This is a genomic window from Streptomyces agglomeratus, assembly GCF_001746415.1.
Lineage (GTDB): Bacteria > Actinomycetota > Actinomycetes > Streptomycetales > Streptomycetaceae > Streptomyces > Streptomyces agglomeratus.
In genome coordinates this window covers 4,679,755-4,692,705 of the sequence record NZ_MEHJ01000001.1, presented here as the reverse complement: position 1 = coordinate 4,692,705, position 12,951 = coordinate 4,679,755, and the positions used below count along the sequence as shown (strand labels likewise).

General features: G+C 71.7%; 13 protein-coding genes and 1 pseudogene. 6 read left to right on the top strand and 8 right to left on the bottom strand.

Features of this window, described 5'->3' with window-relative positions:
• Positions 1–124 precede the first annotated feature (124 nt).
• On the top strand, positions 125–715 hold the full coding sequence (gene pth, locus AS594_RS20460; RefSeq protein WP_069930648.1) for an aminoacyl-tRNA hydrolase: 591 nt from the start codon (positions 125–127) through the stop codon (positions 713–715).
• A 66-nt stretch (positions 716–781) separates the two neighbouring features.
• The gene (locus AS594_RS20455; protein WP_069932401.1) at positions 782–1,249 is read left to right on the top strand and encodes a hypothetical protein; all 468 of its coding nucleotides are present in this window, start codon (positions 782–784) and stop codon (positions 1,247–1,249) included.
• Between the two features lie 111 nt (positions 1,250–1,360).
• Here the strand turns inward: AS594_RS20455 and ppc are convergent.
• Positions 1,361–4,086: pseudogene (ppc, locus tag AS594_RS20450) on the bottom strand (phosphoenolpyruvate carboxylase).
• 218 nt (positions 4,087–4,304) lie between these two features.
• Here ppc and AS594_RS20445 point away from each other — a divergent pair.
• Both AS594_RS20445 and AS594_RS20440 read left to right on the top strand, forming a co-directional pair.
• Positions 4,305–5,288 carry an acyl-CoA desaturase gene (locus tag AS594_RS20445; protein ID WP_069928411.1) on the top strand — a complete coding sequence of 328 codons (984 nt, stop codon included), beginning with the start codon at positions 4,305–4,307 and terminating at the stop codon, positions 5,286–5,288.
• Entirely contained in the window at positions 5,285–5,974 is a 690-nt protein-coding gene (locus tag AS594_RS20440; RefSeq protein WP_069928410.1) for a TetR/AcrR family transcriptional regulator, read from the top strand. The genes AS594_RS20445 and AS594_RS20440 overlap by 4 nt, the downstream gene beginning before the upstream one ends.
• Before the next feature lie 120 nt (positions 5,975–6,094).
• On the opposite strand, the gene AS594_RS20435 is transcribed toward AS594_RS20440, so the two are convergent.
• The 6 genes from AS594_RS20435 to AS594_RS20410 form a co-directional block, all read right to left on the bottom strand.
• Positions 6,095–7,183 carry a serine hydrolase domain-containing protein gene (locus tag AS594_RS20435; protein WP_069932403.1) on the bottom strand — a complete coding sequence of 363 codons (1,089 nt, stop codon included), beginning with the start codon at positions 7,181–7,183 and terminating at the stop codon, positions 6,095–6,097.
• Positions 7,180–8,106, bottom strand: coding sequence for a DUF6895 family protein (locus AS594_RS20430; protein WP_069932404.1), 927 nt, complete (start codon positions 8,104–8,106; stop codon positions 7,180–7,182). Before AS594_RS20430 ends, AS594_RS20435 begins: the two co-directional genes overlap by 4 nt.
• Positions 8,103–9,062, bottom strand: a complete 960-nt coding sequence (locus AS594_RS20425; RefSeq protein WP_069932405.1) for a DUF6895 family protein — start codon at positions 9,060–9,062, stop codon at positions 8,103–8,105. Before AS594_RS20425 ends, AS594_RS20430 begins: the two co-directional genes overlap by 4 nt.
• Positions 9,059–9,766, bottom strand: coding sequence for a hypothetical protein (locus AS594_RS20420; RefSeq protein WP_240509059.1), 708 nt, complete (start codon positions 9,764–9,766; stop codon positions 9,059–9,061). The genes AS594_RS20425 and AS594_RS20420 overlap by 4 nt, the downstream gene beginning before the upstream one ends.
• 13 nt (positions 9,767–9,779) lie before the next feature.
• Positions 9,780–9,971, bottom strand: coding sequence for a hypothetical protein (locus tag AS594_RS20415; protein WP_107364806.1), 192 nt, complete (start codon positions 9,969–9,971; stop codon positions 9,780–9,782).
• A gap of 139 nt (positions 9,972–10,110) precedes the next feature.
• On the bottom strand, positions 10,111–10,914 hold the full coding sequence (locus tag AS594_RS20410; protein ID WP_069928405.1) for a trans-aconitate 2-methyltransferase: 804 nt from the start codon (positions 10,912–10,914) through the stop codon (positions 10,111–10,113).
• Between the two features lie 88 nt (positions 10,915–11,002).
• Between AS594_RS20410 and tamR the strand changes: the two genes are divergently transcribed.
• Positions 11,003–11,500, top strand: a complete 498-nt coding sequence (gene tamR / locus AS594_RS20405) for a MarR family transcriptional regulator TamR (RefSeq protein ID WP_069928404.1) — start codon at positions 11,003–11,005, stop codon at positions 11,498–11,500.
• Here the strand turns inward: tamR and AS594_RS20400 are convergent.
• Positions 11,459–12,232, bottom strand: a complete 774-nt coding sequence (locus tag AS594_RS20400) for a response regulator transcription factor (protein ID WP_069930646.1) — start codon at positions 12,230–12,232, stop codon at positions 11,459–11,461. The two genes, tamR and AS594_RS20400, sit on opposite strands and share 42 nt — an antisense overlap.
• Positions 12,233–12,504: 272 nt before the next feature.
• Between AS594_RS20400 and AS594_RS20395 the strand changes: the two genes are divergently transcribed.
• A complete protein-coding gene (locus AS594_RS20395) occupies positions 12,505–12,951 on the top strand; it encodes a GNAT family N-acetyltransferase (RefSeq protein WP_069928403.1) in 447 nt (148 codons plus the stop codon).

The window sequence follows — 12,951 nt, the reverse complement described above, 5'->3', positions numbered from 1 at the left end:
CTCGCCGCTCAGCGCACTGCTCACCGTCCAGCCGCCGTTCCGCGCCTTCGTGCGCGGGGCGGCGGCTGGCGTGTGAACCGGCAAGGAACCGGGACGGGATCCGGCGTATGAAGGAGACATGCAGATGACGGACGCAGCCGAGCCCTGGCTGATCGTGGGTCTGGGCAATCCGGGTCCTGATTACGCGGCCAACCGGCACAACGTCGGCTTCATGGTCGTGGACCTGCTCGCGGAGCGCATGCGGGCGAAGTTCAAGGCGCACAAGGCCCGTGCCCAGGTGGTCGAGGGCCGTATGGGGGCGCCGGGGCCGGCGAACCGGCGTGTGGTGCTGGCCAAGCCCCAGTCGTACATGAATCTGTCGGGCGGCCCGGTGACGGCGCTGCGTGACTTCTACAAGGTGCCGACGGCGAACATCGTGGCGGTCCACGACGAGCTGGACATCGATTACGGGACGTTGCGCGTGAAGCTCGGCGGCGGCGACAACGGCCACAATGGCCTCAAGTCGATGACGAAGTCGATGGGTCCCGACTACCACCGGGTGCGGTGCGGGATCGGGCGGCCGCCGGGGCGTATGCAGGTGGCGGACTTCGTGCTGAAGGACTTCTCCTCGACGGAGCGCAAGGAGCTGGACTGGTTCGTGGACCGGGCGGCGGACGCGGTGGAGTGCCTGGTGACTGAGGGGCTGGAGCGGGCTCAGAGCGCGTACAACGCGTAACGATCCGGGCCGTCGCCTCGGCCACAGGTTGACCGAGCGCGGTCAGATGGCCAAGGATCGCGATCCATGGCCTCGAAGCGGACCCAAGCCCTCCTGTACGCCCGACGAGCGGCGATGGCCGGCATCGCCGTGCTGCTGCTCGTCGCGGGCGTCCGTTCCTCCTGGGGCGCCGCCCAGCACGTCATGCTCGCCAAGGGGCGCGAGCACGGGACGATGACGGTCGCGGCGTGCGGCTCCGGGACGTGCACCGGTCCGTATGTGCCCGACGGCCCTACGGCCCGCCATCCGCGCGTGACGATCGACAAGTCGGTCGCCGCGAAGAAGGGTGTGCGGATCCCGGTCGTCCTGAAGCCGGGCACGACCGAAGCGGTACGCGCCGGAGCCCCGGGCATCCTCCACGCCTGGGCCCCGTTGGGCGGGTCCCTGCTGCTGGCGGCCCTGGTGGTCGCTGGCGGCCTGCGGATGACCCGCCTGGCGTGGGGCGCGGCGCTGACGGGCGGAGCGCTGCTGGGCGGGGCCTTCCTGGCCCTGTAGCGGCGGCGGCCACCGCGCGGCGGAGCGTGCGCCCTCGGAATCCTGGCGGGGAAACGCCGCTGCCCCGCGCCGGGGAGGCGCGGGGCAGCGGGTCGGCCGTGGCCGGGAGGGTCAGCCTGTGTTGCGCAGGCCGGCCGCCACACCGTTGACCGTGAGCAGCAGCGCCCTCGCCAGCAGCGGGTCCGGCTCCTCGCCCCGCTCGGCCGCCGCCCGCTGGCGGGCCAGCAGCGAGACCTGGAGGTAGGAGATCGGGTCCAGGTAGGCGTCGCGGATGGCGAACGTCTGGTGGAGCACCGGGCTGGAGCCGAGGAGCTGCTCCTCGCCGGTGATCCGCAGGACCTCCGCCACCGTCAGCTCGTGCTCGGCGCGGATCGTCTCGAAGACGTGCTTGAGGTCGTCCGGGACGAGCGTGTCGACGTAGTGCTGGGCGATGCGCAGGTCGGTCTTCGCCAGCGTCATCTCGACGTTGGAGAGGAAGTTCCGGAAGAAGTGCCACTGCTCGTGCATCTCGTCCAGGACCGTGTCCAGGCCCGCCTCGCGCAGCGCCTTCAGGCCGGAGCCGACGCCGAACCAGCCGGGCACGATCTGCCGTGACTGGGTCCAGCCGAAGACCCACGGGATGGCGCGCAGGCCGTCGAGGCCGGCGCCGCTGTCGGGGCGGCGCGAGGGGCGCGAGCCCAGGTGCAGGTCGGCGAGCTGGTCGACGGGGGTGGCTGCGAAGAAGTACGCCGGGAGGTCCGGGTCCTCGACGAGCTTGCGGTACGCCGTGTGGGCGGCCTCGGACACGGTGTCCATCGCCGCGTCCCAGCGTGCGAGCGCCTCGTCGGACTGGCGCGGCGAGGTGTGCAGCGCGGACGCCTGGAGGGTGGCGGCGACCGTCAGCTCCAGGTTCTCCCTGGCCAGGGACGGTACGAGGTACTTGTCGGAGATGACCTCGCCCTGCTCGGTCACCTTGATCTCGCCCTCCAGCGTGCCCCACGGCTGGGCGAGGATCGCGTCGTGCGAGGGGCCGCCGCCGCGGCCGACGGTGCCGCCGCGGCCGTGGAAGAGACGCAGGCGTACGCCGTACCGGTGCGCGACGTCACGCAGGCGGCGCTGGGCGCGGTGGATCTCCCACTGGCTGGTGGTGATGCCGCCGAACTTGGAGGAGTCGGAGTAGCCGAGCATGACTTCCTGCACGTCGCCGCGCAGGGACACGAGTCGCCGGTACGAGGGGTCGGCGAGCATCTCGTCGAGGATGACGTCGGCCGCGCGCAGCTCGTCCGTGGTCTCCAGCAGCGGCACGATGCCGATCTTCGCCCAGCCTGCGTGGAGGTCGATCAGACCGGCCTCGCGGGCCAGTACGGAGGCGGCGAAGACGTCGTCGGCGCCCTGGCACATCGAGATGATGTACGACTCGATGACCTCGGGCCCGAAGCGCTCCAGCGCCTGCCTGATGGTGGTGAAGACGCCGAGCGTCTTCTCCCCGGCCGCGTCCAGGGGCGCGGGGGTGGGGCCAGCGGGCGCCGCGAGCGCAGTTCCTTGGCGAGGAGCTTCTGGCGGTAGTCGCGCGGCATGTCGGCGTACCGCCAGGACTCCTCGCCGAGGCGGTCGAAGAGCTGCCCGAGGGCGTGGTGGTGCGCGTCGGCGTGCTCGCGTACGTCCATGGTGGCGAGCTGGAGGCCGAACGCCGCGAGGGTGCGGATCGTGCGGTCCATGCGGCCGTCGGCGAAGAGGCCGCCGCGGTGCTTGCGCAGCGACGTCTGGATCAGCGCGAGGTCGTCGATCAGCTCGCCGGTGCCGAGGTAGTCGATGCCGGGCTGGTGGGCGGTGCCCTTGGCGAGGCGCTCGCGGGTGTTGACGAGCTTCTGCCGGATGCAGGTGGCCTTGAGCCGGTAGGGCTCCTCGGCGTTCAGGCGCTTGTAGCGGGGGCTGATGGGCAGCCGCTCCAGGTCGGCCTGGAGGGAGGCCAGCAGCTCCTCGGTGACGCCGGTGTAGCGGATGGAGTTCGACAGCTGGCCGCGCAGTTCGTCGACGAGCTGGAGGGCGTCGGTGATGCCGTGCTCGTGCTGGAGGATCAGCACGTCCCACGTCACGGCCGGTGTCACGTTCGGGTTGCCGTCGCGGTCGCCGCCGATCCAGGTGCCGAAGGTGAGCGGCCGGGTGCCGGCGGGCAGCTCGACGCCGACGCGCTCCAGCTCGGCGGCGAGGTCTTCCAGGACGTCGCCGACGGCGCCGGCGTGCAGCTCGTCGAGGTAGTAGATGGCGTTGCGCGCCTCGTCGGCCGGTTCGGGGCGTACGACGCGCAGCTCGTCCGTCTGCCAGATGAGGTCGATCGATTCGGCCAGACGGAGGTCGTGCCTGCGCCGGTCGGAGGCGATCACCGGGGTTTCCAGGAGCTCGGCGATGCGCCGGAGCTTGTTCAGTACGGACCGGCGCGCGGCCTCGGTCGGGTGCGCCGTGAAGACGGGCCTGACGTTGAGGTTCTTGACGGTGTGGCGCAGGTGCGCGGGGTCGGCGTCCTTGAGCCTGTCCGCCGTTCGGGCGAGAAGTCCGCCCTCTTCGGCGCGCTTCGCCCGCATTTCACGGCCGCGGTGCACCTGTTCGGTGACGTTGGCAAGATGGAAATACGTGGAGAAGGCGCGCACCAGCCTGGCGGCGGTCTCCAGGTCGGTGTCGCCGAGCAGCTCGGCGGCGGCTTCGCCGTCGGTACGCGTCAGGGCGCGCACCCGCTCGACCAGCTCGAGGAGTTCGGGGCCTTCCTGCCGTACGAGCGTCTCGCCCAGCAGGTCGCCGAGGCGGCGGATGTCGGCACGCAGCTCCGCGCTGGTGTTGGAGTTCTGGTCGGCACTGCTCACAGGTGCGGCTCCTTGCAGTGTTTCAGCACGTCTGGAGGTTTTGTGGACCACGCTGTCCGACGTCACCCAGGATATGCGGCGCGGTCGAACCCGATCCCCGCGGCCTCTTGCCGCCGGGCAAAGCGCTGCCATACTTACGACGCCGTAGGTTACGCATCCGTAGCCAAAGCTTTCACGGCAAGAGCTTCCGACACTTCCCTCACCCCACAGGGGACCCCATGACCACTCGTTCCGACGTGCTCGCTGACGCCCGCGAGGCGGGCGACGATACCTCGGCCCCCTCCGCGACCCGCGGCGGGGAGTCCAAGCGCACCATCGAGCAGCTCGCGCTTCTCCTGTTCATCACCGTCCCCTTCCTCGCGCTGCTGGCGGCTGTGCCGCTGGCCTGGGGCTGGGGTGTGAGCTGGCTCGACCTGGGCCTGATGGTCTTCATGTACTACCTCGGGTGCCACGGCATCACGATCGGCTTCCACCGCTACTTCACCCACGGGTCCTTCAAGGCGAAGCGCCCGCTGCGCATCGCTCTGGCGGTCATGGGTTCGATGGCGGTCGAGGGGCCGCTGGTCCGCTGGGTCGCGGACCACCGCAAGCATCACAAGTTCTCGGACGCCGAGGGGGACCCCCACTCCCCCTGGCGGTTCGGGGAGACCCTGCCGGCCCTGATGAAGGGCCTGTGGTGGGCACACATCGCATGGATGTTCGACGAGGAGCAGACCTCGCAGGAGAAGTACGCCCCGGATCTGATCAAGGACCCGGCCCTGCGCCGCATCTCCCGCGACTTCGCGTACTGGACGATCCTGTCGCTGGCGATCCCGCCGCTGGTGGGCGGCCTGGTCACGATGTCGTGGTGGGGCGCGTTCACGGCGTTCTTCTGGGGCTCGCTGGTGCGGGTGGCCCTGCTGCACCACGTCACGTGGTCGATCAACTCGATCTGTCACGCGGTGGGCAAGCGTCCGTTCAAGTCGCGTGACAAGTCCGGCAACGTCTGGTGGCTGGCCGTGCTGTCCTGCGGTGAGTCCTGGCACAACCTGCACCACGCCGACCCGACGTCGGCGCGGCACGGTGTCATGAGGGGCCAGATCGACTCCAGCGCCCGCCTGATCCGGTGGTGCGAGAAGGCCGGCTGGGCGTACGACGTCCGGTGGCCGAGCGCGGACCGGATCGACTCCCGGCGCAAGAGTGAGCCCTCCGAAGCGGCATGATGGGTGACGTGGCGATCGACGGCAGCAGTACGAACAGCGAGAAGAGCAGGCCCACTCCGAGCCGGCGGGCCCGACGCGTCCGCATGACGGGCAAGGAACGCCGCGAACAGCTGCTGGACATCGGCCGCACCCTCTTCGCCGAGAAGGGTTTCGAGGGCACGTCGGTCGAGGAGATCGCCGCGAAGGCCGGCGTCTCCAAGCCGGTCGTGTACGAGCACTTCGGCGGCAAGGAGGGCCTGTACGCCGTGGTGGTCGACCGGGAGATGCGCCGTCTGCTCGACATGGTCACCGGCGCGCTGACCGCGGGCCACCCGCGTGAGCTGCTGGAACAGGCCGCGTTCGCGCTGCTCGACTACATCGAGACGTACACGGACGGTTTCCGCATCCTGGTCCGCGACTCGCCGGTGGCCCAGTCCACGGGCTCGTTCGCGTCGCTGATCAGCGACATCGCCACCCAGGTCGAGGACATCCTGGGCCTGGAGTTCAAGGCCCGGGGCTTCGATCCGAAGCTGGCCCCGCTGTACGCGCAGGCCCTGGTGGGCATGGTCGCGCTGACGGGCCAGTGGTGGCTGGACGTCCGCAAGCCGAAGAAGGCGGAGGTCGCGGCGCACCTGGTGAACCTGTGCTGGCACGGCCTGGAGAACCTGGAGGCCAAGCCCCGTCTCATAGGTCACAGGAAGAGCTGACGGTACGGCCTTCCCCGGCTGCCGGCGCCCTGGGTCACCCGCGCGTTCGGCTTTCCGCGTCTTTCGGTTACCCGCGCCGTTCGAATACCGCGTTCTCCGGCTATTCGCGTTGCTCCCCGGTTACCCGCGTCCTTCGGCTACCCGCGCCGGTCGGCTCCCGGTGGCGGCGGCGAGTTCGTACAGCAGCCCGTACGCCGTTTCCACCAGGCGCAGCCTGTCTCCCCGGCGGGTGGCGAGGGCGGCGACGCCGGTGCCCGAAGCGGGGTGGAAGCCGAGGAACGCCTGCTGGCCGAAGGTCGCCCCGGCGTGGAAGAGCAGTGGCCCACCCGGCGCCGGATGGTGGAACCAGGTCAGCGTGTGGGTGTCGCGGCGGCGCGGGCCGCGGCGCAGTTGCGGCACCTGGACGTCGCGCAGGGGCAGGCGCAGTGGTGTGCGCTCGGGGTCGAGGTGCGCTTCGAGGTACGTGAGCAGGTCGCCCGGGGTGGAGCGCACGGCTCCGGCGGCGACGAAGGGGCCCATGCCGATGCCGGGTACCGGTGTGGTGCCGTCCCTGCGGTGGCCGACGGCGGTGGTCCCGGGGTCGCCCGGCCCGAGGGTGGTGCCGTGCATCCCCAGGGGGCCCAGTACGTGGCGGGTGAGCAGGGCGGGGCAGTCGGTGCCGGTGGCCCGGGCCATCGCGGGGCCCAGCAGCGCCACCCCGAAGTTGGAGTAGTTCCAGCGCGTGCCGGGGCGGTGGTGGGGCCGGGTGCGGGCGAAGGTGCGCAGGAGGCGCTCGGTGTCGTACGTGGCGTAGGCGTCGGTGTACGGGCGCAGCAGCGCGCCGGGGATCAGGTCGCCGGGGATGCGGGGCAGCCCCGCGGTGTGGGTGGCCAGGTGGCGCAGCGTGATGCGGCGTGATGCGGGGTGGCGCAGGGGCAGGCCGCCGGGCAGGTGGGCGGCGAGCGGATCGTCGAGGTTCAGGACGCCGGAGCGGGCCAGGGCGGCGAGCAGCAGCACGGTGAACGTCTTGCTGACCGAGCCGAGTTCGTAGCGCAGTGCGTGGCGGGGCGTGGGCGGGGCGAGTGCGTTGCCGCCGCTGACCGTGGTGCGCCGGCCGTGGCGGGTGACGGCGAGCACGACGTCCGGGGCGTCGAGGGCGGTGACCGCGTCCGCGAGGCGCAGGGCGAATGCGGCGTCGGGTGTCGTGGCGGGTGCCGTACGGCTGGTCACGTGGCGGACATCGCGCGGGAGGTGGCCATCGCGGAGGCGAACGCGGCGACCAGGGTGGGGTGGTGGACGGTGTCGAAGACGTCGTCCGGGTCGCCGTCCGGCATGCCGTGCTGGAGGGGCATCGCGCCCGTCTCGGACTGGGCCGCGGCGTACCGCTCCCACACCTGTGCGTCGAGGGCCGGCCGGGGCAGGCACGTGTCGACGACGAGGAGTTCGCCGAGCAGGTCCCAGTGTTCGAGGTCGGCCCAGTCCTCCAGCCAGGCGGGCAGGTACAGCGCGAGGTAGTCGGCGGTCTCGGGGGGAATACGGTCGGGCGCCGCGCCCCAGTCGGTGAGGTGGAAGACGGTGTGCGTGATGTCGTACGCGATGTGGTACTGCACCGTCCACGGTTCAGGGAGCCGGCTCAGCCAGGTTCCGTTGACGGCTTCGGCGAAGTCAGCGCTGGGTGGGAGGCCGATCCGGCGCTCGGCGCCCAGCACGCTGAGCCGCCGGTTGGGCACCATGTCCAGGGCGGGCCAGGTGCGGGTGTGGTGGCAGACGTCGACGGCCGATTCGAGTGCCGGGTGGCGGAAGCCGAGTTCGTGGAAGGTGGAGTAGATCTCCAGCGGCACCGGGGAGAAGGGTTCGTCGTGCTGGAGGGCGGCCAGTACGTTGCCGCCGTCCAGCAGCTCGCGCCAGGTGAAGTCGAGGAGCTGCCCGGCGCGGGCGTGCTGGCGTGAGCCCGCGACGCCCTCCCGGAAGAGCACGCGCATGTTGAGCGCCAGCTCGCCGATGGGCTTGAGGCGTTCGGCGACGCCTCTGCCGGTCGCGCGGTCCTCGGGGGTCAGCCGGAAGTGCTCGCGGTGGTTGTCGAGCCACATCAGGGCCCGGTCTCCGACGCCGTGCAGGAGGGCGGGAGGAGCGGTCGCGGTCGTGGCGGTCATGGGGCCACCTCGCTTTCGTGGACCGGCGCCCCCTCCCCGCCCCCGGTCGCGTCCAGGGCGATGCGGGTGAGGGTGCCGGCGAAGGCGGTCGCCAGGGTGGAGTGGTAGCGGGAGGTGAAGTAGGCGGAGCGGTCGCCGGAGGCGGACCCCGTGCCCAGGTCGGGCACGCTGCCGTCGGCGGCCTGTGCGCCGGCCAGCCGCTGCCAGACCGCGGGGTCGTACGGAGCGTCGGGCAGGCAGGCGGTGACGGCGAGCAACTCTGCGACCAGGTCCCACAGTTCCTCGTCCAGCCAGTTCTCCAGCCAGGCGGGGAGCCAAAGCCGCAGGTAGTCGGCGTGCGCGCGGGACAGCCGGCCGGGGTCGCGGCCCCAGTCGGTGAGGTGGAAGACGTCGTGGGTGAGGCCGTACGCCCCTTTGCGGTCCAGGGCCCACGGTTCGGGCATCAGACCGAGGCCGGTCAGTTCCAGTACGGCCGTGAAACGGGCGTGCGGTTCCAGTCCGATCCTGCGCTCCGCGTTGAGCACGCCGAGGGTACGGGTGTGGTCCTCGCGCGCCACCCGCCAGCCGCGCAGCCCGGTGGTCGCCGCCAGCAGGCTTTCGACGGCCGGGTTGCGCAGCCCGGCGCGGGCGAAGACTCCGTAGATCTCCACGGGATAGGTCGCGTGCGGCTCGCCGCGGACCAGTTCGGCGAACAGCTCGCCGTCGCGGGTCTCGTTCCAGGCGAAGGCGAACAGCCCGTCCGCCGCCCGGCGCAGGTCCTCGCGGGGGTGTGACGTACTGATGAGGCACGTCAGTTCGGCCAGTTCGCCGAGGGGCTTGAGGGTGAGGTCGGGGTCGGCGTCCGTGGTGACGTCCGGGGGGAGGCGGAAGTCCGCGCGCGCCGCGTCCAGCCACGCCAGGCCGTCGCCGACCATGCGGTCGAGCAGCGACGCCCGGGCGGCCCGGTCGCCGGTCATCCACCCCGTCCGTAGAACTGCCGCGCGGCCACGACGTGGAGTGCCACGCGTGGGTCGCCCTGACTCATCTGCCGTACGAACACCAGTCCGGTGTCGAGGCCGAGGGTGGGCGGGACGTCCGGCAGCCGGGCCAGCCACCGCCCGATACCTGCCGCCTGGAGCCAGTCCCTGCGGCGTACGGCGCGGACGAATCCGCGGGCCAGGTCGTCGGTGCGCGTCGACAGCCGGTCGGCCAGGCTCTGCGCGAGTCCGGGTAGAGCGAGCGCGGCCAGTTGGGACGTCCGATGGGAAAGCTTTGGCCAGGGATCGTCGGCCACCCAGTCCGACGCGGCGTCCGGGGCCTGCGGCCAGCCGTTCGCTCCGCCGGGCAGGAAGGCGTGCGACGCCTCGACCAGGCCCCGGTAGCTCCACACGGACACTGCCGAGGCGTCAGGTCCCGGCGGGTGGGCGGCCAGCGCCTCCCGGACGAGCGCTTCGTCGTTCTCGCCACCGGGTACTGCCCGGTGGTCCAGCGCGTAGGGCGCGAGCGCGTCCGCGCCCAGCACCCGGACGGCCGCTGACGCCAGCGCGTCTCCCTGCCGCAGCAGGCTGGAGAGCGCGTACGGGTCGCCCTCACCCCGAAGGGCGAGGACGACTCCTGTTGCGGCATCGGCGACCACAGCGCTCAGCGGAACTGGTCCCGCTCCTTGAGCCTGTTCAGCCAACGCTTCCTCCTCCTCAACGGGCCTTCGGGTCCGTCTTCGGACGGGGAGTGGGCGGTGAGCCGAGGAGCAGGAGTGCGAGCAGGAACGCGCCCTTGCACTCACGGGTGTCGCGGAAGACGCCCGCCGGCTCCGCGGAGTCCAGCAGCCCCTCTACTTCGGCGTTCAGCGCTGTGGTTTCGACCTGGGAAGTGCGGTCCATGATCATGGAACCATCTCCTCGTATTGCGGCTGAACAACCAGCGTTACATAGGCGCCATTTGGTTGCAAATGAGAGAAAACGCCCCAGGTCGGCGCGGAAATGACCCCTTTGGTTGACGACAGAACAGTTTCCGCCTGACCACCGGTCAGCTCGGCACGGACGCCTTCCTCGCGACGGCGAAGACCCGCCGGAAGGGAAAGACCGTGCCGTGCGGGCCTGCCGGATAGGCGTCGCGCAGCGCCTCGGCGCACTCCGCGACAAAGGCGGCACTCGCCTCGGGGTCGCCCGCCAGGGCCGTCAGGACCGGACGCAGGGCGGTGCCCTTCACCCAGTCCAGGACCGGGTCCTCGCCGTGGAGGACCTGAAGGTACGTCGTCTCCCACACGTCGGCGTCGCAGCCCAGCGCGGCGAGGCGGGTCAGATACTCCCGGGGTTCGAGCACCGCCCCGGCGCGCTCCCCCGCACCGCCCAGGCGCGCCCGCCAGCGCGCGGAGTCGCGCAGGGCCGCCAGGAGGGTGTGACTGGGGGCCGAGAAGTTGCCCGGAACCTGGAAGGCGAGGACGCCGCCGGGCGTGAGGGCGTCCAGCCAGACCGGGAAACGGCTCGCGTGGTCGGGGACCCACTGGAGCAGGGCGTTCGAGACGATCAGGTCGTATGCCGCCTTCCCGGGCGCCCAGGTGGCGGCGTCGGCGTGGGCGAAGTCGAGGCGCGGCCCGGCGTACCGCCGGGCCCGCTCCAGCATCTGCGGGGAATTGTCGTACCCGGTGACACGGGCGTCGGGCCAGCGCTCCGCGAGCAGCGCCGTGACGTTGCCCGCGCCGCAGCCGAGGTCGGCGATGCGGGCGGGGGCGGGGAGGTCGACGCGGGCGAGGAGGTCGAGGAAGGGCCGGGTGCGGTGGCCGGAGTGCCGGAGGTACTGCTGGGGGTCCCAGACGGGTCGTACGGTCATGTGCGGCAGCCTCGCGCGCCAGTATCTTGATGTCAAGACACTTGACGCCAAGAGACTTCATGTCGACAGACCAACTACACTGATCGACATGGAGGACGAGGTCGACCGACTGGTCGCTGCATGGCGCCGCGAGCGCCCCGACCTCGACGTGGAACCACTCGAGGTCCTCAGCCGTGTCTCCAGGCTCGCCCGCCACCTCGACCGCGCCCGGCGGATCGCCTTCGCCGAGCACCAGCTGGAGCCGTGGGAATTCGACGTACTGACGTCGCTGCGGCGCGCCGGCGATCCGTACCAGCTCTCGCCGGGCCAGCTGCTGACGCAGACGCTGGTCACCTCCGGCACCATGACCAACCGCATCGACCGGCTCGCCAAGAAGGGCCTCGTCGAGCGGCTGCCCGACCCCAGCGACCGGCGCGGCGTGCTCGTGCGGCTCACCGCCGAGGGGCGCGACCGGGCCGACCAGGCACTCGCCGGGCTGCTCGCGCAGGAGCGCGCCATCCTGGGCGAGCTGTCCCGCGCCCAGCGCGGCGAACTGGCCGGGCTGCTACGCCAGTTGACCGCCCCGTTCGACAACATCCCGGGTTAGTTCCAGGTCCGCCGGGCCGACTCCGGCGCGGCGCGCGAGCGCGACGGCGGCGAGCGTGGAGTGCACGCCGAGTTTCCCCAGCACGTTCTGCATGTGTGTACGGACGGTGTGCGGGGACAGGAAGAGCCGCTCGGCCACGGCCTTGCGGCCCAGCCCCGCCACCATGCACCGCAGCACCTCGCGCTCGCGCGGGGTCAGCGACTCGACGAGCCGCTCGCTGTCGGTGCGGTGCTTGCGGGCGGCGGTCAGCTCCCTCAGGACCCCCGTGAGCAGCGCGGGCGGCAGGTGGGTCTCGTCGCGCAGTACGCCGCGGATGACGGCCAGCAGGCGTTGCAGCGAGCAGTCCTTGGCGACCCAGCCGGCGGCCCCCGCCTGGAGGGCGAGAGCGGCGCGGCGCGGGTCGTCCCGCTCGGCCAGTACGACCGAACGGACGGCGAGCTGCCCCGAGCGGACCCCCGCGACCAGGGCGATGCCGTCCACCGGGCTGTCCTCGCCCGGCCCGGGGACCTGGACGGCGCGGGCGGGCGGGGCGGCGGCGGCACCGAGGTCGGCGTCGACGAGCATGACGTCGAACCTGCGGCCTTCCGCCGCCGCCCGCTCCAGCGAGCGCAGCGCGGCGGGGCCGCTGCCGGCCGCGCACACGTCGACGTCGGGCTCGGCCGCCAGAGCCGCGGCGAGCGACTCGGCGAAGATGCGGTGATCGTCCACCACCAGTACCCGGATGCGAACCACAGACACCCCCATCTGCGTGGATCCGGGGCGTCCCCCTGGACCCCCGGGAAGGCGGACCGTGTGCGGGTACGGCGCCCGGAGGACGGGACGGGTCGTCCGCACGGCCGCCGCCGCGCACCGACCACTCGCCCACCCCGGGCGACGTACCCGACCGTCTCGCCCCCTGATCGAGCACCGGCCCCCACCGGCGCTCTGCTTCAGCGTACGGGCGGGGGCGGGGAGCGGAAGGTTATTCACAGAACTGATTGGCGGAGGTGTTTAAGGTGTGCCTCATGTTTCGTATAGAGACAGAAGTCGACAAAGAACGACGCACCGTGCTGGGCGAGCGGCTCGAAGCGGCGAACGCGGGGCGCTCACCGGCGATGGCCGCGCTGCGGGGCAGCCGTGCGGATGACGAAATTCCGCTTCAGGTGTGGGCGTTGGACGAGCAGAGCGGTGAACTGATCGCGGGGCTGGACGGTTTCACCTGGGGCCACTGGCTGCACGTGGGACTGCTGTGGGTCGCGGACGCGCACCGGGGGGCCGGTCTCGGGTCCGGGCTGCTGAAACGGGCCGAGACGACGGCCCGGGAGGAGCGCGGGTGCGGGGACGCGCGGCTGGAGACGTGGGACTTCCAGGCGCCGGAGTTCTACCGGCGCCTGGGGTACGAGATCGTCGGCCGCGTCGACGACTACCCGCCGGGTGTCACGGAGTTCATCCTCACGAAGCGGCTGGAGTGA

Coding starts and splice junctions, on each gene's coding strand:
- pth (WP_069930648.1), top strand. CDS start 125: ATGACGGACGCAGCCGAGCCCTGGCTGATCGTGGGTCTGGGCAATCCG.
- AS594_RS20455 (WP_069932401.1), top strand. CDS start 782: ATGGCCTCGAAGCGGACCCAAGCCCTCCTGTACGCCCGACGAGCGGCG.
- AS594_RS20445 (WP_069928411.1), top strand. CDS start 4,305: ATGACCACTCGTTCCGACGTGCTCGCTGACGCCCGCGAGGCGGGCGAC.
- AS594_RS20440 (WP_069928410.1), top strand. CDS start 5,285: ATGATGGGTGACGTGGCGATCGACGGCAGCAGTACGAACAGCGAGAAG.
- AS594_RS20430 (WP_069932404.1), bottom strand. CDS start 8,106: ATGACCGCCACGACCGCGACCGCTCCTCCCGCCCTCCTGCACGGCGTC.
- AS594_RS20425 (WP_069932405.1), bottom strand. CDS start 9,062: ATGACCGGCGACCGGGCCGCCCGGGCGTCGCTGCTCGACCGCATGGTC.
- AS594_RS20415 (WP_107364806.1), bottom strand. CDS start 9,971: ATGATCATGGACCGCACTTCCCAGGTCGAAACCACAGCGCTGAACGCC.
- AS594_RS20410 (WP_069928405.1), bottom strand. CDS start 10,914: ATGACCGTACGACCCGTCTGGGACCCCCAGCAGTACCTCCGGCACTCC.
- tamR (WP_069928404.1), top strand. CDS start 11,003: ATGGAGGACGAGGTCGACCGACTGGTCGCTGCATGGCGCCGCGAGCGC.
- AS594_RS20395 (WP_069928403.1), top strand. CDS start 12,505: ATGTTTCGTATAGAGACAGAAGTCGACAAAGAACGACGCACCGTGCTG.